Genomic DNA, 19898 nt, shown 5'->3' on the forward strand with positions numbered 1-19898 from the left:
TGATGTAAATGAGCTACCTGAGCGGTGGACATTTCCGCGCGTCAACCAGAATCTGGTTGATTGCGGGTGTCTGCTGGTGGCATGTCTGACGAAATAATAGGCTGTTTGGCTGAGAAACCCCGCGATTGCGGAATAACTGCTTCTCGAAAACATGCCTGTAGTGATTTGATAGTTTGAGATAAGAACGATATTGGCTCAACAGACGCAAATAAGCGTCATTGTGTGGTTCCCCCTTCAGCCGCGCGTACGAACCGGAAAGCGATGCGATCATGACGAATAAAAAGACACCCTCCACTTCCACGCGTTCGGATTTTGATGAAGCGGCACTGTTCTTTCACCGCTATCCGAAACCCGGTAAGCTCGAAATTCAAGCGACTAAGCCGCTCGGCAATCAGCGCGATCTAGCGCTTGCTTATTCGCCGGGCGTTGCAGCACCCTGCCTTGCAATCCACGAAGATCCATCCACCGCTGCCGAATATACGGCGCGCGGTAATCTGGTAGCTGTTGTTTCAAACGGCACTGCGGTTCTCGGTCTCGGTAATATCGGCGCGCTTGCATCCAAGCCAGTGATGGAAGGCAAGGCTGTTCTTTTCAAGAAATTCGCTGACATCGATGTTTTCGACATTGAAATCGATGCACTGGAAATCGACCGTATGGTCGATGTAGTTTCTGCGCTTGAGCCAACTTTTGGCGGTATTAATCTCGAAGACATCAAAGCACCTGAATGTTTCGAGGTTGAAGAACAGCTGCGCGCAAAGATGAATATTCCGGTATTCCATGACGATCAGCATGGAACCGCGATTATTGTTGCGGCAGCCGTTCTGAATGGTCTGGAACTGGCAGGAAAAGATATTACGAGCGCCAAGATTGTGACGTCTGGCGCGGGTGCTGCGGCTCTCGCCTGCCTTAACCTGCTCGTTAAACTTGGTGCAAAGCGCGAAAACATTTTCGTCTGCGATCTTGAAGGCGTGGTCTATGAAGGTCGTCCGGTGCTTATGGACCGCTGGAAGGACGTTTACGCGCAGAAGACCGACGCGCGTGTTCTGGCCGATGTTATTGGCGGCGCAGATGTGTTCCTCGGTCTTTCCGCTGCGGGCGTTCTAAAGCCTGAACTTCTCAAGCAGATGGCTGAAAAGCCGCTGATTATGGCACTGGCCAATCCAAACCCTGAAATCATGCCTGAAGCTGCACGCGAAGCGCGTTCCGATGCCATGATCTGCACCGGCCGTTCTGACTATCCGAACCAGGTGAACAACGTTCTCTGCTTCCCTTATATTTTCCGTGGTGCACTTGATGTTGGCGCAACGGCAATCAACGAGGAAATGAAGCTCGCTGCAGTGCGCGCTATTGCGTCGCTTGCCCGTGAAGAGCCTTCAGACGTTGCGGCCCGCGCGTATTCTGGAGACACACCGACATTCGGTCCAAACTATATCATTCCATCGCCGTTTGATCAGCGTCTGATCCTGCGTATCGCACCTGCTGTTGCAAAGGCTGCAATGGATAGTGGTGTTGCAACCCGCCCGATCGAAGACTGGGAAGCTTATACGGATCGCCTGACACGTTTTGTTTTCCGTTCTGGCCTTATTATGAAGCCGGTCTTCGCGGCAGCACGCGCGCAGAGCAAGCCAATGCGCGTGATCTATGCCGATGGTGAAGATGAACGCGTATTGCGCGCTGCCCAAGTTGTCATTGAAGAGCGCATCGCTTCGCCTATTCTCGTCGGTCGTCCAAGTGTTATTGAAGCACGCTTAAATCGCTATGGTCTTAAAATCCGTGCGGGTACAGATTTCGACCTGATTAACCCGGAAGATGATCCGCGTTACCGTGACTATGTTGATCTCTATCTGTCTTACACAGGTCGTCAGGGTGTAACACCAGAAGCGGCACGTACAATCGTTCGCACGAACTCGACTGCCATTGCTGCTCTTGCTGTGATGCGTGATGAAGCGGATGCGATGATCTGTGGCCTTGAAGGCCGTTTTGAGCGCCATACCCGCGTTGTAAAACAGATCATTGGCAAGCTGCCGGGCATCAGTGATTATTCGGCATTGAGCCTGTTGATCTCACAGCGTGGTGCATTGTTCCTGACCGATACTTACGTAACCGTGGAGCCTGAAGCCGAAGAAATTGCTGAAATGGCAATTCTGGCTGCGAAAGAAATCCGCCGCTTTGGCATTGAGCCAAAGGCTGCGCTGGTTTCGCATTCCAATTTCGGTTCAAAGGAATCGGCAAGTGCCGAGAAAATGCGTCGCGCCGCCGCAATCCTTGCTGAAAAAGCGCCGGAGCTTGAATCGGATGGTGAAATGCATGGCGATTCCGCGCTCTCGCAGGCATTACGTGATCGCGTGTTCCCAAATTCGCGACTAAAGGGTGAAGCAAATCTGCTGGTCTTCCCTAATCTTGATGCGGCAAACATCACGCTGAACGTCGTGAAGACAGTAACGGACGCGTTGCATGTTGGCCCAATTCTACTTGGTGCTGCGCGCCCTGCTCATATCTTGACGCCATCGGTTACTTCCCGAGGTGTAGTCAACATGACCGCACTCGCTGTAGTTGAAGCACTTCAGCGCACTGGCGATAATATCAAGAAAAAGTGATTAATAATAAAATCAAAAAGCAAAAATAGATAAATCCATAAACGCCAAGTATACAAATAATACTTGGCGTTTATGTTTTTTTTACTTAAAAGGAGCACATTCAGCCATACGAACAATCAGGACGGGCTTGTTCTATGAAAATCTCAAACCGATATTTGATGCGTTTTATAACTCCATCAATTCTTTTAACAGCTTCTGTGCTTATTTCAGGATGTACGACTATCCAACCGGCGCAGCAATGTACGCCGGCTGAAAAGGTTAGATTAACAAGTAATGTTAAAACGACTAAAGCTAAGCTGGAGCAAACAAAATCCCAGTTAGCGCGGACACAGACTCAGATGTCCAGGCAAAGCTGCTTGAGCGGAAGCAACTCAGCCGCCTGCATTCGAATTAAAAACCGAGCAGATAAGCTCAAGTCAGATATTAAGATTCTGGAACTGCAGCTTGCGGAGCTAAATGCAACAATTGCTGGCAAATCTCACGCTGGGAAGTTTGTTCAAGCTTGTACTGCAACATGGATACCAGTCCGAAAGCAGCAAAAGACAGCCCCTAAAAAAGCGGCCGTTAACAAATCGGCGAAGAACAACGGTGAACCGGCAACTTATGTTGTTACGGATCCGGTAGAGGACGTTGTGGTTCCGGGCTATCAAGAGATGCCGAAGCCAACTTACACGTCGATTTCACACGAGCCATTGAAACAGACTGATTATCGCAGTCCAGCGTCAATTAGTCCGGCATCAAGCACTCCAGCATCAAACGCTCCATCGGCGGCAGCTTCGCAGTCTGCAACGACAGCGCCGGTAGAGCGAGATTATTCGCAAAGCTCAAAGGTTAGAGTTGTCGGTTCTTCGTTCCTTGAGGACCAATCAAAACCAGTAGGTCCGCAAGCTCCGGACCGTGAAGCTGCCCAGTAAGTGCAAGGCGCAGGGGCATGAACAGTGTCTTGCCCTTGCGTCCCGTTGCTGCCTTCACAGCATCGGTCCATATCTTCCAGGTCTGTTTGTCCCACGGTTCTGCGGGAAGCAATGTGAAGGCTTCATTCACAAAAGCCTGATCCTCTTTAGATAGTTCAGGCTTTTCGGGCAAGTCGCCGGTAATGATCTGCCACCAATGGGCAACATCATTGAAGCGTTCAAGATTGCCGCGCACAGTCATCCAGAATGGCTCTGCCTTTTCACCCGAAATACCCATTGCTTCGAGACGATCTTTCGCCTTATCAAATGGCATTTCATGCAGCAGTGCACGGTTGAGCGTATCCAGTTCGGCCGGGTCAAACTTTGCCGATGACTTTGAAATTGCAGCCAGGTCAAATCGCTCTGCCAGCGCATCCATATCGGACGCAGCTGACACAGATTCCGAAGTACCAATTAGGATTGCGAGAGACGCAACCGACATCGGTTCATAACCGCCTTCGCGCAAGCTACCGACTGACAATGCACCGGAGCGCTTGGAAAGTCCCTCGCCCGAAACCGTGGTCAGCAAGTTGTGATGGCCAAAGATCGGCGGCTCTGCGCCAAGCGCTTTGAAGATGGCAATCTGCACGCCGGAATTGGTTACATGGTCATCGCCACGAATAATATGCGTGATGCCGAGATCGATATCATCGACAACAGACGGCAGCGTGTAGAGATATGTTCCGTCTTCACGAACCAGCACTGGATCAGACATCGAAGCCAGATCAACGGTCTGTGGTCCACGAACCAGATCATCCCAATGCACTTCAGTGCGTGTGGTGTTGAAAGGATCGCTTTCAAAGTTCGGTAGGAGAAAACGCCAATGCGGCTTGCGGCCTTCCGCTTCAAAGACTGCTTTCTCTTCATCCGTCAGCCTTAGTGCTTCACGACCGTAAACTGGTGGAAGCTTACGGGCCAAACGGAGCCTGCGACGGCGCTCCAGATCTTCTGCTGTTTCATAGCACGCATAGAGAAGCCCCCCCGCTTTCAGCTTTTCGACGGCCTTGGCATAAACGTCAAAGCGCTTTGACTGATATTCGACACGGTCAGGTGTGACACCGAGCCATGCGAGATCGACAGCAATTGCGTCTGCATATTCCTGCTTAGAACGTTCAACGTCGGTATCATCATAACGCAGGATGAAATTGCCGCCATTCTTCTTGGCGTAAAGCCAATTTGAAAGCGCGGTGCGTGTATTGCCAATATGAATATAGCCCGTCGGGGACGGCGCAAAACGAACAGTTACGGTCATGACTAAATCTTTCAGCGGTCGCGGAAGCGGTTCGTTATTGGATAACGACGATCACGTCCGAAATTCTTCTTGGTAATTTTAACACCGGGTGCCGATTGTCGGCGCTTGTATTCAGCCAGATTGAGCAGGTGCTCGATCCGTTGCACTGTCTCAAGCGGATGACCACGCGCAACAATCTCGGCATTGCTCATCTCGTTTTCAACGAGGCATTCAAGAATGTCATCCAACACCGGATAAGGCGGAAGACTATCCTGATCAGTCTGGTTTTCGCGCAATTCGGCCGATGGCGCCTTCGTAATAATGTTGGTCGGGATGACTTCACCGGATGGGCCAAGGCTTCCCACCGGAACATTGTTGTTGCGCCATTCAGACAGCGCGAACACCTGCATCTTATAGACGTCCTTGATGGGGTTGAAGCCGCCATTCATATCGCCATAAAGCGTTGCATAGCCGACTGACATTTCCGATTTGTTGCCAGTGGTCACAACCATTGAGCCAAACTTGTTGGAGATGGCCATAAGAATAGTGCCACGTGCACGGCTTTGCAGATTTTCTTCGGTAACGCCGCTTTCCGTGCCTTCAAACATTGGCTTGAGCGCAGAAAGAAAACCTTCGACCGGCTCTGCAATCGGCACAATATCGTAACGCACGCCGAGTGCCTTTGCGCAATCGGCAGCGTCTTTCAGCGATTCTTCCGATGTGTAGCGATAAGGCAGCATGACGCAACGCACGCGATCTTTACCCAGTGCATCAACCCCAAGAGCAGCACAGATTGCCGAGTCGATACCGCCCGACAAGCCAAGCACAACATCCTTGAAGCCGTTCTTATTCACATAATCACGCAGGCCCAACATACAGGCCGCATAATCGGCTTCAAGACCTTCCGGCAGTTTTGCCTTTTCAGCATCTTCACAGCGCCAGCCGTCAGCTTCGCGCTTCCAGACAGTCAGAGTGATGGCTTCTGCGAACTGCGGCATTTGCAGGCAAAGACTCTTATCAGTATTGAAGGCAAACGAGCCGCCGTCGAACACCAGTTCGTCCTGCCCGCCCATCTGGTTGGCATAGAGCATGGGCAATTCGGTTTCGATAACCTGCTTCAGTACAACCTGATAGCGGCGCTCGATCTTAGCGCGGTGATAAGGCGAACCATTTGGCACCAGCAGCAGTTCTGCGCCGCTCTCGGCAAGCGTTTCAGCAACACCCAACTCGCCCCAGATGTCCTCGCAGATTGGAATACCGATGCGTACACCACGGAAATTGACTGGTCCCGGCATCGGGCCGGGCTGGAAAACGCGCTTTTCATCAAACTCGCCATAGTTCGGCAGATCGACTTTAAAACGCTCAGCGATGATTTCGCCGCCGTCCAAAACTGCAATCGAATTGTGCAAACCACTATCGCGCTGCAAAGGCGTGCCGATAATTACACCCGGCCCGCCGTCTGCTGTGTCTTTAGCCAGTTCTTTCACTGCTTTTTCGCAGGCTGCAACAAAAGCAGTTTTGAGAACCAGATCTTCCGGCGGATAGCCCGCAATGAACAGCTCCGTGAACATCACAAGATCAGCGTTCATTTGGGCGGCTTGCGCGCGTGCTGTGCGCGCCTTCGCAAGATTTCCGGCGATGTCGCCCATTACAGGATTGAGCTGTGCAACGGCAATACGAAGCATATCGAGATTCTCGCTAACGCTGGTCATGCGCAAGCTTTAGCGCGCTTGTGCATTTAATTGCAACGGATTGCGTGGAAGAACGACAGTTCTTTGTCAGATCAGATAGGTTGTAACGATAATGTAGACCCATGTAACGGCTACAAAAATGACGGCGATCAGAACGGCCAGCGAACCACAATCTTTGGCAATCTGAATTTCCTTATGGAAATCGCGCGAAACGGCATCGCAGGTCGCTTCGATTCCGGTGTTGAGCACTTCGACCAGAATTAGAAACAGGATCGATCCTGTCATCAGCAGAAATGTCAGCCACGTTGGGGCAACAAAGAACGCGATTGGGAGCGACAGAAGAAAAAGTACCAGCTCCTGCTGAACTGCTTTCTCGTGCTTCGCCAAGTGCCTGAGAGCACGCATTGAATTTAGAAACGCCAGAAAAATCCGCTTCATGGATGCCCCCTAAAGGTTTTGCAAAGATCAATAAGCGTCTTCAACTGAAAAGCAACAGGGCGGAGAATGAATTCTCCGCCCTGCCATTATTTCAAAGTGACTTTACCCAATCAGGCGTTAACAGCCTGCTTTTCTGTCCCTGCATCGCGTTCCTTCTTGAGCAGTTCTGCCAGAAGGAAAGCCAGCTCAAGTGCCTGATCGGCGTTGAGGCGTGGATCGCAATGCGTGTGGTAACGATCATGCAGATCTTCCGCCGAAATAGCGCGAGCGCCGCCCGTGCATTCGGTAACATTCTTGCCAGTCATTTCGACATGGATACCACCCGGATGCGAACCTTCGGCACGATGGATTGCGAAGAAGGATTCTACTTCCTTGAGGATACGGTCGAACGGACGCGTCTTGTAGCCGCCAGCGGTGATCGTGTTGCCGTGCATCGGATCACAAGACCAGACGACCTTGCGGCCTTCACGTTCAACAGCACGGATGAGCTGTGGCAGATGATCGCCGACCTTATCGTAGCCGAAACGAGCGATGAGCGTCAGACGACCAGCTTCGTTTTCAGGGTTGAGAAGATCAATCAGACGGATGAGATCATCCGGCTGCAACGACGGGCCACATTTCAGACCGAGCGGGTTCTTGATGCCACGGCAATATTCGATATGCGCATGATCGGCCTGACGTGTACGGTCGCCAATCCAGATCATGTGACCTGAAGTGCCGTACCAGTCGCCAGAGGTCGAATCGACGCGTGTAAGCGCTTCTTCATAGCCAAGCAGCAAAGCTTCATGGCTGGTGTAGAAATCGGTTTCACGCAACGAATGATTGCTATCGGAAGTAATCCCGATGGCGCGCATGAAGTTCATCGTTTCCGAAATACGCTGCGCGAGAGCGGCATAGCGCTCTGCCTGCGGGCTTTTGCCAACAAAGCCGAGCATCCACTGATGCACGTTCTCAAGGTTTGCGTAGCCGCCCTGTGCGAAGGCTCGCAGCAGGTTCAGCGTCGCAGCAGACTGGCGGTAAGCCATGTCCTGACGCTGCGGATCAGGGATACGCGAAGCCTCATCGAAATCGATGCCGTTGATGATGTCGCCGCGATATGAAGGCAGCTCAACACCGTTGAGCGTTTCCATATCGGACGAACGCGGCTTTGCGAACTGACCAGCAATACGGCCAACCTTAACAACTGGCTTGGAAGCACCAAAAGTCAGTACAACGGCCATCTGCAAAAAGACGCGGAAAAAGTCGCGAATATTATCCGCGCCATGTTCTGCGAAACTCTCCGCACAATCGCCGCCCTGAAGCAGAAATGCTTTTCCTTCGGCAACGGCCGCAAGCTGTGTTTTCAGCTTGCGTGCCTCGCCGGCAAAAACGAGCGGTGGATAGGTACGAAGGCGAGCCTCAACATCGGTCAAAGCCTGTGCGTCTGGATAAAACGGCACTTGCTTGATCGGTTTGTCTCTCCAGGAATTCGGGGTCCAGTTCTTCGTCATTTCACACCTGTTTAATTATCCGCGCGATTTCTCTCGGATTTTGTCCTCCTTGCACGAAAGCTGGAATGCGCTTGAGCAAGACAATTTAATGTCTTTGCACGCAAACCAGCACGCGTGATCGCGTTGATATAATGCAGACGCTCACTTTATACCAGCGAGAATCGTTAACAGGATTGGAAGGATACGAAAGTTCAGTTTTCGACCTTCTTGCCGTTCACGACACTGTAGGTCGGCTTATACATTGTGACCAGCTCTTCCGCTGCTGTCGGATGCACGGCCATGGTGCGGTCGAAGTCATCCTTGGTTGCACCAGCCTTCAATGAAATGCCGAGCAATTGCGCCATTTCACCCGCATCTGGCCCCATGATGTGCGCACCGACAACCTTGCGGCTTTCGGCATCAACGATGAGCTTCATCAGCATCTTTTCATTGCGCCCCGAAAGCGTGTTCTTCATCGGGCGGAAAAGCGCGCGATAGATTTCCAGTTCAGCATATTTCTTTGCAGCTTCATCTTCCGGCAAGCCAACAGTGCCGATTTCAGGCTGCGAGAACACTGCTGTAGCAATCAAATCATGATCTGGCTTGGTTGGATTGTCCTTGAACGCTGTTTCAAGGAAGCACATGGCTTCATGGATGGCCACTGGGGTCAGCTGAACGCGATTGATCACGTCACCCACGGCCCAGATGTTCGACGTGCTGGTGCGTGAATAGTCATCCACTTCGATTGCGCCGAGCGCGTCTGTTTTAACGCCAGCTTTTTCGAGGCCTAGACCCTTTGTGTTGGGTTTGCGGCCGATTGCCATCATCACCTGACCGACATTCAGCGTTTCACCATTGGTCAGCGAAACTTTCAGCTCGCCATCAGCCTGTTTTTCAACCTTCTCGAAAACCGCCCCGCATATGATGCGGATACCTTTGGCTTCCATAGTTTCATGCAGCAGATGACGCAGATCATGATCAAAGCGCGACAGGATTTCTTTGCCGCGATAGACAATCGTGGTTTCAACGCCAAGACCATGGAAAATATTGGCAAACTCAACAGCAATATAGCCGCCGCCAGCAATGACGATGGCCTTTGGCAGTTTTTCGAGATGAAAGGCCTCATTGGAGGTGATGCAATATTCTGCGCCCGGCAGGGATTCATGCACACTGGCATGACCACCAGTTGCAATCAGAATCTGATCTGCAGTCACACGACGGCCATCAGCTTTCAGTTCAATCGTATGAGCATCAATCAGCTCTGCACGGCTTGCGAAAATCTCGACTTTCGAATTTTCCAGACCTTTGCGGTAAAGGCCTTCAAGCCGGTCAATTTCTTTGTCTTTGGCTTCAATAAGCTTCGTCCACTCAAAGCTTGATTTGCCAACGTCCCAGCCATAGCCAGCTGCATCTTCAAAATGCTCTGGAAATTGCGAAGCATAGACAAACAGCTTTTTAGGAACACAGCCGCGAATGACGCAGGTTCCGCCCATGCGATATTCTTCGGCCAGACCAACCTTTTTGCCCATAGCACCGGCAAGTCGCCCTGCCCGTACACCACCGGAGCCACCGCCGATAACAAAAAGATCATAATCATAACCGGCCATGGGACTCTCCATTCAAATCTGTTTCTTCGACTTATGTAAGCAAAAGAAAAAGCCCGGCCAAGTCGCCGGGCTTTTAAATTCTACGTGACTATCGCAAAATATTACTGAGCTGGCTGTTCAGGAACAGCGGCTGCACCAGCCTGTGCTGCGAGAACTTCTGCAACAGAGGTCGCGAGATCGCGCGCAATGCCGTTCTGCCAGATATTTGCAGCTTTCACGACTTCACGGGTTACGATTGGGCCTTCTGCAAGAAGCTTCTTGCCTGCATCCGATGTGTAGAACGCAGCGATTGCCTTGAGTTCGTCTTCACTGAACGCATTGGCATAAGCGCGGGCAGATTCGGTTTCGAGATCAGCGCGGCGTGCAGCCAAAGCAATAGCCTTGTCATCAACGGTCTTGGTGATGAGGGCTTCAAGGTTTGGATCCTTCTGGATCAGCTCACCCTTGAGTGCGCGTGCTGCGCTTGGCAGAATTTCATCGAACTGTTCAGTTGCCTGAATCGAAGCGATTGCCGCGCGGGCAGCATCGAGATGCGATGCGGAAATTTCCTGCGCAGATGCCGCATGGATGCCTGACATCAGGACAAGTGCGGAAAACGGTGCAATCAGACGGCGGAAGCCAGTTGCCGGGATCATATGGTCGGTACTCCGTTCAAACAATTCGTATCGGCCCCTCAAGGCCGGTTCATGGTTCGGATACCGTCAGCGCCAGCGATGATTGCGGCGCGTGCCAGTCCGATAAAAAGTCCGTGCTCAACAACACCCGGTATGGCGAAGAGAGCGTCAGAGAGAATCTTTGGATCGGGAATGCGGCCAAAAGATGCATCCACGATATAATGTCCACCATCCGTTACAAATGGCGCGCCATCTTTTAACCGCAGGACGAGTGGACCTGCAAGACCACATTGCGATGCAGCGGCCTCAATACCGAGCAAAGTCGCTTTAAGGCCAAAGCGATTGACTTCGATTGGCAAAGGAAAACGGCCGAGTGTTTCAACAACTTTCGATCCATCGGCAATAACGATCATCGAATCAGACGCAGTTGCTACGATCTTCTCACGAAGCAAAGCGCCACCGCCGCCCTTGATAACCGACAGATTGGGATCAACTTCATCAGCGCCGTCAATTGTCAGATCAAGATGTGGCGTTTCTTCAAGCGTTGTCAGCGCAATGCCAAGTTCAGCACAGAGCTCTGCGGTGCGCTCCGATGTCGGCACGCCGATAACCTTGAAACCGCTCTTCACCTTTTCAGCCAGCAGACGCACAAATTCTTCTGCGGTAGAGCCAGTCCCAATTCCAAGACGCATTCCGTCTTTGACGTGCGTCAATGCCTCGGCAGCGGCGGCGATTTTCAGCTTGCGTGCTTCATCCATGCTCAGAATTCCTGTCTTCCCAGCGGATTCTCATCCTTCTCCGGCAACGCCTCTAGCATGCGTGGGCAAAGCAACAAAGCTCTCAATACAATTTATCGTTATTTTTGCGATGAACTCTTGTTTCAGCTTTGTCTTGAGAAGACACAAACTTGAGCCTATCTGAAAGATCAGCTAGCAATGGGAAGATCAATTCCAGAAGGAAACATTATGTCCGCTGCCAATTCCAAACCAATCATTGTGTTCGATCTCGACGGAACATTGGTTGAAACCGCACCGGACCTTCTGGATAGCTTAAATCATTGCCTTTCGATTTCCGGTTTAAAGACAGCAGATAATGACGCGCTTCGCCGCTTTGTCGGCCAAGGTGGACGCGTTATGATTGAACGCGCCTTTGCGGCACAGCAAAAGCAGGTAGATGACGCGAAGCTCGATGAGTTGGTTGAAGAATTTCGCGAGCATTATAGTACGCACATGCCAGGACATTCATCATTCTATCCGGGTGTGCTTGAAGCCATGGATCGATTCACGGCCAATGGCTATACGCTCGCAGTTTGCACCAATAAGTTTGAAGCGCTGGCAGTAAAGCTGTTGAAGGCAATGGGTGAAGCGCATCGTTTCGCTGCCATTTGCGGCGCGGATACATTTGCATTCCGCAAGCCTGACCCTCGTCATTTGACGGAAACCATCGCTCTTGCAGGCGGCAATCGCGACCTCGCTATTATGGTTGGTGATAGCCGTACCGATATTGATACTGCGAAAGCCGCAGGCATTCCTGTCGTGGCGGTCGATTTTGGATATACTGATTTGCCAGTTCAGCATTATGAACCGAGCCGCGTCATTTCGCACTATGATGAGTTCACGCTCGAAATGGCAGATCAGCTTTTAGAGGCCGTCGCAGATAAGGTGTAAGGGAGTATGATTATGAATAAAATACTTATGCTTACGGCTGTTTTCTCGACAACAATATCAGCATTTGCTTTTGCAAATGAACCGACACCAACTGGCCTACCCGGAGTGAAACCGCAAACGCCAATCGTATCAGCGCCACCGCCTGCGCCTGAACCAGACAATCAGCAAGGCGGAACATGGAAAAACTTCCGTGTCGGTAATACTGATGTGTCGGTTTCTGGTAGCATCACAGTTGACGTTGGCAGCGGAAACAGCCGCATTTCAGGACGTTGATCGTTCGAGAGCTGACCAGACGGCAGGCAGTTGTAGCGGTAAATCATCGGCAATAAGGCCATGACCGAAACGACGTGCAGCATCGGCATGCATCCATACGGCAGCGCTTGCGGCTTCAAATGCTGGCATTCCTTGTGAGAGCAATCCGCAGATGATGCCAGCAAGCACATCGCCCGATCCGGCTGTCGCTAAGAGTGGCGTGCCATTGGCATTGATAGCCGCACGCCCATCAGGTGCTGCAATGACCGTATCTGGTCCCTTGTAAATCACCACAGCGTTGGACAGTTTGGCTGCTTGACGTGCTTTATCTGGCTTTGATGTTTCGTTATCGGCAGCAATATCGGGAAATAAACGTCGAAACTCACCTTCATGCGGAGTGAGTACGAGCGCCGTGTGATCACTGCGTTTTGCACTGAAAAGTTGTTCTGGCTTTTCCTCGAAGGCGGTTAAGCCGTCCGCATCAAGTACCAATCCCTTTAAATGTTCCGCGCGATTATTCGCTGCTGACAGAAGCATCAGAGCGTGGTCGCGCGCAAACTTGGCACTGCCATAGCCCGGGCCGAGAACACAGGCCGCAACCTTACGATCAATCAAAAATGCTTCTACATCTCTGATACTCCGCGTCTCGCGCACCATTATGCTCGTCAGATGAGTGGCATTTGTTGCAACCGCGTCAGGTGGCGATAGAAGGGTAACAGCCCCTGCACCACTTCGTGCAGCAGCCATTGCGGACAGTCGCGCTGCGCCTGTTGAATGTGCCGGACCAGAAAAGACAACGGCATGACCGCGACTATATTTATGCGCGTTGATTGACAATGCGGGTAGCTGATCGTGCCAAAGTTCCGGCGCGTTTTCGAATGTATTTGGCGCAATCTTTACAAGCACATTATCCAAGATGCCAATGTCTGCAACATGAAGCACACCGCAATGCGTGCGAGCCGGTTGCAAAAGATGCCCCGGCTTTTTGCGAAAAAAGGTTACGGTTGCGCGTGCTTTGATGGCGTTGCCAAGCACCTGTCCGTTTAAACCCGAAATACCGCTTGGCAAATCAATGGCAAGCACCGGAACATCTGATGTGTTGACGCTTTCGATAACACGCGCCTCAACGCCATCGACCGGACGTGACAAGCCCGCACCATAGAGCGCATCTATAATGCCAACGAAGTCGGCCGGTACCATCGCGCTTAAGCGACGAACTTCGCCCTTGTAAAAATCCAGTGCTCGCATTGCATCGCTGCCTTCATGCGGCTGTTTGGTTCCAAAACAAATGACTTCGCGTCCCGCCTCGATAAGAAACTGCGCTGCCACATAGCCGTCACCGCCGTTGTTCCCCGGCCCGCATAGAATTGCGATTGGTCCTTGTGTAGGAAACATATTCCGCGCCACTTCAGCAACTGCATGGCCAGCAGCAAGCATGAGAGAAAAACCGTCGCGCGTACCGCTTTCAATTGTCATCGCATCTGCACGCGACATTTGCTCCGGGGTCAGCAGTTCAAACATGGGCGGCACCTTCCTCTGCAATGAACGTGATTAATTACGCGGCAGACAACTTTACGCAAGCCTGATGAAGTTTATTGCATTATGGCTATTTTTTAATCACAGCTAACAAGATTGAAACCTTGTTAAAAATCTTTCACGCAGGGCAGCTTGTGCTGATGCCAATAATAATGCCAGTCTGTGGCAAAGAACTTGAACTTTTGAAATTTTAAAAAATGCGCTAGCCTCGACAAGAACGTCATTTGCCATGGTGAAGCTGCAGATATTTTGGGAAAAATCACCCAAAATGAATAAAAAATTGAAAAATCGACCAACATCTATCAAGTTGGCACAGTTCATGCTTCTATTTTAGGGAAGCGGGCACGATGCCCATTTCCGAACACGAGCGGAGACCATTCTCTGATGAAAAAGATCGAAGCCATTATTAAGCCTTTCAAACTCGACGAAGTGAAGGAAGCTCTTCAGGAAGTTGGTCTGCAGGGTATTACGGTCATTGAAGCCAAGGGCTTTGGCCGTCAGAAGGGCCACACCGAGCTTTATCGCGGTGCGGAATATGTCGTCGATTTTCTTCCCAAGGTGAAAGTCGAAGTCATCGTCGCCGACGAAACAGTTGACGGCGCTATTGAAGCTATTCGCAAAGCGGCCCAGACAGGCCGCATTGGTGACGGTAAGATTTTCGTTTCCAATATCGAAGAAGTTATCCGTATCCGTACCGGCGAGTCCGGTGTGGACGCGATTTAACGCAATCACGCCAAAAGACATCCGCCTACCGAACATCGCCGTGCAAACAGGATATTAAAATGACGACTGCCAATGACATTCTGAAACAGATCAAAGACAACGACGTTAAGTTTGTTGACCTTCGCTTCACCGACCCAAAGGGCAAGCTGCATCACGTCACGATGGATGTTGGCCTCGTTGACGAAGAAATGTTTGAAGACGGCGTTATGTTCGACGGCTCTTCGATTGGCGGCTGGAAGGCTATCAACGAATCCGACATGGTTCTGAAGCCAGATCCAGAAACAGCCCACATTGATCCATTCTTCGCGCAGTCCACGCTGGTTATTCTCTGCGACATTCTTGATCCGATTTCGGGTGAAGCTTATGGCCGCGATCCACGCGGGACTGCAAAGAAGGCTGAATCCTACATGAAGTCGCTCAACATCGGCGACACCGTTTATGTTGGCCCAGAAGCTGAATTCTTCGTCTTCGACGATGTGAAGTTCAAGGTTGATCCATTCAACACCGGCTTCAAGCTCGACTCGACCGAACTGCCGTCCAACGACGATACCGATTACGAAACTGGCAATATGGGTCATCGCCCACGCGTTAAGGGCGGCTATTTCCCGGTTCCACCAGTGGACAGCCTTCAGGATATGCGCTCCGAAATGCTCACCGTTCTGACGGAAATGGGCGTAACCGTTGAAAAGCATCACCACGAAGTCGCATCTGCACAGCACGAACTGGGCACGAAATTCGATACGCTGGTACGCAATGCCGACAAGATGCAGATCCAGAAATATGTCGTGCATCAGGTCGCTAATGCCTATGGCAAAACTGCAACCTTCATGCCAAAGCCAGTTTTCGGTGATAACGGCTCGGGTATGCACGTCCACTTCTCGATCTGGAAAGATGGCAAGCCTACTTTCGCTGGCAATGAATATGCTGGTCTGTCGGAAAACTGCCTGTTCTTCATCGGCGGCGTTATCAAGCACGCTAAGGCTGTAAACGCATTCACCAACCCATCAACCAACTCCTACAAGCGTCTGGTTCCGGGTTATGAAGCTCCAGTTTTGCTGGCTTACTCGGCTCGTAACCGTTCGGCTTCCTGCCGTATTCCTTTCGGCTCGTCGCCGAAGTCGAAGCGTCTTGAAGTTCGCTTCCCGGATCCATCAGCAAATCCATATCTTTGCTTCTCGGCGCTGCTGATGGCTGGTCTTGATGGTATCAAGAACAAGATTCATCCAGGACAGGCGATGGACAAGGATCTTTACGATCTGCCCGCAAAGGAACTCAAGAAGATCCCAACGGTTTGCGGTTCGCTTCGTGAAGCTCTGCAGGCACTCGACAAGGATCGCGAGTTCCTCAAAGCTGGCGGCGTGTTTGAAGACGATCAGATCGATAGCTTCATCGAACTTAAGATGGCTGAAGTGCTGCGTTATGAAACAACGCCGCATCCAGTCGAGTTCGACATGTACTACTCGGTTTAACCACTATTGCGGGTCGGAAACGGCCCGCATCGGTTAAGACAGTTACCGAGGGGAACGACGTGCAGAATGCACGCGAAAGAAAACCCGGCGAAAGCCGGGTTTTCTATTTGTATCAATATATTACGCGTATTAGCTAAATAACAACTAGAGCGCCTGCAACACGCGGGCTGCAACCAGCATTTCGCCGTGACGGGTCTTGCGGCGCGCTTGCGCTTCAGCATCTTCACCCCAATGCTCAACTGTCCAGTCTTCGTCAAGATGCGCACGCTTCCAGCCATCTTCTACAGACACTTCGCCCTTGGCAATTGCCAATGCGACGAGTGCGGAGCCCGTCAGTGTGGTCATGGTATGGAGCGAAGCCAGCGCAATCGGATTTTTGAATTCTGTCAGATGAACGCCGAAAGCTGCAATCGCTTCGCGGGACTGTTCAACATGCATAACGCCTTCGGCCAGCGCAAAACGTGCGCCAAGGCCTTCAGCCCAATCGATCAGCGGATCCCATTGTTCGGTCTGGCGAGCAACCAGTTCTTTTGGGCTTGCGGCGCGATAGCAAATCATATCTGTGCCAGCAAAGCGCAAAATATCTTCGAAAACTGCCTGCGGGTCTTGTGCAATGCCGTCAATGGCTGTGTTCACCAAACGCGTTGCAGGCATTTTGGAAGGGTCGATAACTTCCACCTGTGCGCGAAACTCTTCCGCAATAATTTCAGCCGCTTGCGCTGTTGGCAAAAGCAAAACTGCACGCGCAGGCGTTTTAACCGGGCGACCATCCAGATGCACCGTGAAACCGCCCTCGGTTTCAGCTACTTCCGCCTTTTCATAAAAGCGCTTCGGCAAAGGTGTGCGCATCAGTTCCTGTGAGCGCTTTACCGGGTCGGTTTGCGAAATCGGCATTTCAGCTTGTGGATCGCTCAGAGTGTCGCGCATAATACTATCCAATTGTTGTCGGTCAGGATGCCAAAGCATCCATTTCATGCAAAATTGCATGGAGTTCTTCAGGCTTGTTCATGACGTGGTGGGCGCCTGCATCTTTCAGTGCGTCAGGCTCATGATAGCCCCACGAAACACCAGCGGCACGCGCACCCGCTGAACGGGCCATTTGCATATCGTAAATCGCATCACCGATCACGATTGTTCGCTCTGGTTCTATCCCCATTTCGGCACAGGATTCAAGCACCATGGCCGGATGCGGTTTGGACGGGCAATCATCAGCAGTACGAACAGTCACGAAATGATGTCCAATGCCGTGTCGTTCAAAAATCGAACGCACGCCACGTTGCGACTTGCCGGTGACAATACCGAGCAACAGATCATCGCGGCTACCAAGCTCAGTTAGAAGCGGTAAAATACCGTCATAAAGCGGCTCTGCGAAATCAGGGTTTTGACGGTACTTTACAAAGTTTTCCTTGTAACGCTGCGTGAGCCAATGTGCCTGTTCGTCAACTTCGCGGCCAAGCAATTGCGCAATAGCAATGGGCAATGAAAGGCCAATGATCGAATGGGTCTGCTCAATTTCCGGCGGCGTCAATCCGGCATCTTTAAAACTAGCCGTCATGCAATGGTGGATAGTGTCACCACTATCAACAAGTGTGCCGTCGCAATCAAAGAGGACGAGTTTCATGAAGTTGCTCCGGCTTTTCCGCGTCGGTTGATAATAATGAGGCCAAGTCCGATCAGAGCCAGTGCCGCAAAGATTTTCCAGCCAAGTGTTTCATTGAGTAGCAGTCCGCTCAACAACACGCCAAACGCAGGCGTCAGAAACGCGAAGTTTGACAATTTGGAAGCGGGATAACGACTTATCATCCAGAACCACAGCGGATAGGTAACGGCCACCACGAACATCGACTGAAACAGAAATGAAAGCACCGAAAGCAAATCAGGTTCACGGATCAAGGGGCCGCTTAGAAACATGAATGGCAGCGGCACGATTGCGGCGACGGCCAGCTGATAAAGCAAGGTCTTTTCTGGTGCAGCGCTTGCAAGCTTCGAACGTTTGATAACAATCGTCGTCATGCCCCATAACATACCAGATATCAATGCCAGAATATCACCATAGAGCGCGTAAGGTCCGGGCCTGCTGCTATTGTCGGCGAAGACGATCACGACACCGAAGAATGCGACACACATGCCGATAAAAGCGCGCATCGACATGCGTTCGCCCAACAGAAAATGACTGCCGATTGCCACCCAGAACGGCATGACATTCATCAATAGGGCGACACGGCCAACGCTTGTCAGTTCCATTGCCAGAAAGATCAGAACGAATTCAACACCGAACAGAAGCCCAGCCAGAATGCCGGGTTTTAATGTTCCGTCGCGCCTGAAAAGCGGAATATGCTTCCAATAACACCAAAGGAAGACACAAACTCCGCCCAATGCAGAACGCCCGGCGGCCATAAGCATGGGATTAAAACCGCGATTGCCGATCTTGATGGCAACCTGATTAAGCCCCCATGTGAACATGATAAACATGACAAGCGCTATTGCCAGCCCGTCAAATGCCGCCTTGCCCGGAACTGTACCCGCTGCCGATCCCCCTCCAGCACCCGACATGATTACTCTTCCGTGTCTGCCTCGTCAAAGCCCAGCAAGTTCCACGACTGCACCATATGCGGTGGCAGTGGAGCCGTGACGTCGATCATGCCGCCAGATGGGTTTGGAATGCGAATACGTCGTGCATGAAGATGGAGTTTCTTCTGAATGCCGCCGGGGAATTCCCAGTTTTGGTCAGCTTCAAAGTATTTAGGGTCGCCGATGATCGGATGACCAATATGGGCGGCGTGAACGCGCAGCTGATGGGTACGGCCTGTATAAGGCTCCATCTCCAGCCAGGTCAGGTTATTACCGACCTTTTCGATAATCCGATAATAAGACACCGCATGATCAGAATCCGGCTCGCCATGCTGGCAAACTCGCATCTTGTCGCCATCGGGCGTCTGCTCTTTCACAAGCCACGTCGAAATCTTGTCTTCGCGCTTGCGCGGAACGCCCTTCACTAAAGCCCAATAGGTTTTCTTGGTATCACGCTCACGGAAAGCGGCAGTCAGTGCCTGTGCAGCACCACGTGTTTTTGCAACAACAAGGCAGCCTGACGTATCACGGTCGATACGATGCACGAGGCGAGGCTTTTCGCCTTTTTTATTGCGCCACGCTTCCAGCATGCCATCGACATGGCGAACAAGACCCGAACCGCCCTGCACTGCCAGACCCGCAGGTTTGTTGAAAACATAGACCTTCGGATCTTCGTAAATCAGCATTTGCTTCAGAACATCGCCATCATCCTGTGACCGGATAGTACGCGCCGTCACTGGACCAGTTGGCGTTTCATCGCCACCAATTGGCGGAATGCGGACGGACTGGCCAGCCTGCAAACGTGTGTCTGACTTTGCGCGCCCACCATCAACGCGAACCTGACCAGAGCGCAGCAGCTTTTGCAGGTGGCCAAAGCCGAGCCCCGGAAAATGGACCTTGAACCAGCGATCAAGGCGCATACCCGCCTCGTCTGTAGCCACAGTTTTTTGTTCAACGCCTGCCATGGAAAAACCCGATCAATACTTCTTTGGGGCACAAGCCTTGCGTGCCGCTCTTTTATGACTGTCAATAGACGTGCAAAGGGCAGATTGCTAGGCATAAAAGCAATAGAGCGCGTTT

The 19898-nt window shown here is 51.6% G+C and carries 18 protein-coding genes; 6 read left to right on the top strand and 12 right to left on the bottom strand.

Annotated elements, in window-relative coordinates; genetic code table 11:
* The first annotated feature begins 269 nt into the window (after positions 1-269).
* Positions 270-2597: an NADP-dependent malic enzyme gene (locus J2782_RS03285; RefSeq protein WP_310010117.1), complete on the top strand. Its 2328-nt coding sequence runs from the start codon at positions 270-272 to the stop codon at positions 2595-2597.
* 134 nt (positions 2598-2731) lie between these two features.
* Positions 2732-3511 (top strand): hypothetical protein, encoded by a 780-nt coding sequence (locus J2782_RS03290; RefSeq protein WP_310010118.1) that lies wholly within the window; start codon positions 2732-2734, stop codon positions 3509-3511.
* On the opposite strand, the gene gltX is transcribed toward J2782_RS03290, so the two are convergent.
* The 7 genes from gltX to rpiA all read right to left on the bottom strand — a co-directional run bounded on the left by gltX (position 3429) and on the right by rpiA (position 11358).
* Positions 3429-4802: a glutamate--tRNA ligase gene (gltX, locus tag J2782_RS03295; RefSeq protein ID WP_310010120.1), complete on the bottom strand. Its 1374-nt coding sequence runs from the start codon at positions 4800-4802 to the stop codon at positions 3429-3431. The two genes, J2782_RS03290 and gltX, sit on opposite strands and share 83 nt — an antisense overlap.
* Positions 4803-4813: 11 nt before the next feature.
* Complete coding sequence (locus J2782_RS03300) at positions 4814-6493, bottom strand: NAD+ synthase (RefSeq protein WP_310010122.1); 1680 nt, start codon at positions 6491-6493, stop codon at positions 4814-4816.
* Positions 6494-6559: 66 nt separating this feature from the next.
* The gene (locus tag J2782_RS03305; RefSeq protein WP_310010123.1) at positions 6560-6910 is read right to left on the bottom strand and encodes a diacylglycerol kinase; all 351 of its coding nucleotides are present in this window, start codon (positions 6908-6910) and stop codon (positions 6560-6562) included.
* 110 nt (positions 6911-7020) lie between these two features.
* Positions 7021-8400: a class II 3-deoxy-7-phosphoheptulonate synthase gene (locus J2782_RS03310; protein ID WP_250040760.1), complete on the bottom strand. Its 1380-nt coding sequence runs from the start codon at positions 8398-8400 to the stop codon at positions 7021-7023.
* 191 nt (positions 8401-8591) lie between these two features.
* Positions 8592-9986, bottom strand: a complete 1395-nt coding sequence (gene gor / locus J2782_RS03315) for a glutathione-disulfide reductase (protein ID WP_310010124.1) — start codon at positions 9984-9986, stop codon at positions 8592-8594.
* 101 nt (positions 9987-10087) lie between these two features.
* The gene (locus J2782_RS03320) at positions 10088-10621 is read right to left on the bottom strand and encodes a DUF2059 domain-containing protein (RefSeq protein WP_310010125.1); all 534 of its coding nucleotides are present in this window, start codon (positions 10619-10621) and stop codon (positions 10088-10090) included.
* A 38-nt stretch (positions 10622-10659) separates the two neighbouring features.
* Positions 10660-11358, bottom strand: a complete 699-nt coding sequence (rpiA, locus tag J2782_RS03325; protein ID WP_310010126.1) for a ribose-5-phosphate isomerase RpiA — start codon at positions 11356-11358, stop codon at positions 10660-10662.
* 207 nt (positions 11359-11565) lie between these two features.
* Here rpiA and J2782_RS03330 point away from each other — a divergent pair, with 207 nt between their 5' ends.
* Together J2782_RS03330 and J2782_RS03335 are read left to right on the top strand one after the other, a co-directional pair.
* Positions 11566-12267 (top strand): HAD family hydrolase, encoded by a 702-nt coding sequence (locus tag J2782_RS03330; RefSeq protein ID WP_310010127.1) that lies wholly within the window; start codon positions 11566-11568, stop codon positions 12265-12267.
* Between the two features lie 6 nt (positions 12268-12273).
* On the top strand, positions 12274-12540 hold the full coding sequence (locus tag J2782_RS03335) for a hypothetical protein (protein WP_310010128.1): 267 nt from the start codon (positions 12274-12276) through the stop codon (positions 12538-12540).
* Here the strand turns inward: J2782_RS03335 and J2782_RS03340 are convergent.
* Positions 12529-14040 carry an NAD(P)H-hydrate dehydratase gene (locus tag J2782_RS03340; protein WP_310010129.1) on the bottom strand — a complete coding sequence of 504 codons (1512 nt, stop codon included), beginning with the start codon at positions 14038-14040 and terminating at the stop codon, positions 12529-12531. The two genes, J2782_RS03335 and J2782_RS03340, sit on opposite strands and share 12 nt — an antisense overlap.
* Positions 14041-14439: 399 nt before the next feature.
* Between J2782_RS03340 and J2782_RS03345 the strand changes: the two genes are divergently transcribed.
* Together J2782_RS03345 and glnA are read left to right on the top strand one after the other, a co-directional pair.
* Complete coding sequence (locus tag J2782_RS03345) at positions 14440-14778, top strand: P-II family nitrogen regulator (protein WP_007874909.1); 339 nt, start codon at positions 14440-14442, stop codon at positions 14776-14778.
* 59 nt (positions 14779-14837) lie between these two features.
* On the top strand, positions 14838-16247 hold the full coding sequence (gene glnA, locus J2782_RS03350; protein ID WP_310010130.1) for a type I glutamate--ammonia ligase: 1410 nt from the start codon (positions 14838-14840) through the stop codon (positions 16245-16247).
* 144 nt (positions 16248-16391) lie between these two features.
* Here glnA and J2782_RS03355 read toward each other — a convergent pair whose 3' ends face one another.
* The 4 genes from J2782_RS03355 to J2782_RS03370 are packed head-to-tail and all read right to left on the bottom strand — an operon-like array spanning position 16392 to position 19783.
* Complete coding sequence (locus J2782_RS03355) at positions 16392-17174, bottom strand: ATP12 family chaperone protein (RefSeq protein ID WP_310010131.1); 783 nt, start codon at positions 17172-17174, stop codon at positions 16392-16394.
* Positions 17175-17196: 22 nt separating this feature from the next.
* Positions 17197-17868 (bottom strand): HAD-IA family hydrolase, encoded by a 672-nt coding sequence (locus J2782_RS03360; RefSeq protein ID WP_310010132.1) that lies wholly within the window; start codon positions 17866-17868, stop codon positions 17197-17199.
* Positions 17865-18800, bottom strand: coding sequence for a DMT family transporter (locus J2782_RS03365; RefSeq protein WP_310010133.1), 936 nt, complete (start codon positions 18798-18800; stop codon positions 17865-17867). The genes J2782_RS03360 and J2782_RS03365 overlap by 4 nt, the downstream gene beginning before the upstream one ends.
* A 2-nt stretch (positions 18801-18802) precedes the next feature.
* Entirely contained in the window at positions 18803-19783 is a 981-nt protein-coding gene (locus J2782_RS03370) for an RluA family pseudouridine synthase (protein ID WP_310010134.1), read from the bottom strand.
* Positions 19784-19898: the final 115 nt, after the last annotated feature.

The organism is Brucella pseudogrignonensis (assembly GCF_031454375.1).
Taxonomy (GTDB): domain Bacteria; phylum Pseudomonadota; class Alphaproteobacteria; order Rhizobiales; family Rhizobiaceae; genus Brucella; species Brucella pseudogrignonensis_A.

Bases quoted from the DNA above. Each gene is read 5' to 3' on its own strand.
- J2782_RS03285 (WP_310010117.1), top strand. From the start codon at position 270: ATGACGAATAAAAAGACACCCTCCACTTCCACGCGTTCGGATTTTGAT.
- J2782_RS03290 (WP_310010118.1), top strand. From the start codon at position 2,732: ATGAAAATCTCAAACCGATATTTGATGCGTTTTATAACTCCATCAATT.
- gltX (WP_310010120.1), bottom strand. From the start codon at position 4,802: ATGACCGTAACTGTTCGTTTTGCGCCGTCCCCGACGGGCTATATTCAT.
- J2782_RS03300 (WP_310010122.1), bottom strand. From the start codon at position 6,493: ATGACCAGCGTTAGCGAGAATCTCGATATGCTTCGTATTGCCGTTGCA.
- J2782_RS03305 (WP_310010123.1), bottom strand. From the start codon at position 6,910: ATGAAGCGGATTTTTCTGGCGTTTCTAAATTCAATGCGTGCTCTCAGG.
- J2782_RS03310 (WP_250040760.1), bottom strand. From the start codon at position 8,400: ATGACGAAGAACTGGACCCCGAATTCCTGGAGAGACAAACCGATCAAG.
- gor (WP_310010124.1), bottom strand. From the start codon at position 9,986: ATGGCCGGTTATGATTATGATCTTTTTGTTATCGGCGGTGGCTCCGGT.
- J2782_RS03320 (WP_310010125.1), bottom strand. From the start codon at position 10,621: ATGATCCCGGCAACTGGCTTCCGCCGTCTGATTGCACCGTTTTCCGCA.
- rpiA (WP_310010126.1), bottom strand. From the start codon at position 11,358: ATGGATGAAGCACGCAAGCTGAAAATCGCCGCCGCTGCCGAGGCATTG.
- J2782_RS03330 (WP_310010127.1), top strand. From the start codon at position 11,566: ATGTCCGCTGCCAATTCCAAACCAATCATTGTGTTCGATCTCGACGGA.
- J2782_RS03335 (WP_310010128.1), top strand. From the start codon at position 12,274: ATGATTATGAATAAAATACTTATGCTTACGGCTGTTTTCTCGACAACA.
- J2782_RS03340 (WP_310010129.1), bottom strand. From the start codon at position 14,040: ATGTTTGAACTGCTGACCCCGGAGCAAATGTCGCGTGCAGATGCGATG.
- J2782_RS03345 (WP_007874909.1), top strand. From the start codon at position 14,440: ATGAAAAAGATCGAAGCCATTATTAAGCCTTTCAAACTCGACGAAGTG.
- glnA (WP_310010130.1), top strand. From the start codon at position 14,838: ATGACGACTGCCAATGACATTCTGAAACAGATCAAAGACAACGACGTT.
- J2782_RS03355 (WP_310010131.1), bottom strand. From the start codon at position 17,174: ATGCGCGACACTCTGAGCGATCCACAAGCTGAAATGCCGATTTCGCAA.
- J2782_RS03360 (WP_310010132.1), bottom strand. From the start codon at position 17,868: ATGAAACTCGTCCTCTTTGATTGCGACGGCACACTTGTTGATAGTGGT.
- J2782_RS03365 (WP_310010133.1), bottom strand. From the start codon at position 18,800: ATGTCGGGTGCTGGAGGGGGATCGGCAGCGGGTACAGTTCCGGGCAAG.
- J2782_RS03370 (WP_310010134.1), bottom strand. From the start codon at position 19,783: ATGGCAGGCGTTGAACAAAAAACTGTGGCTACAGACGAGGCGGGTATG.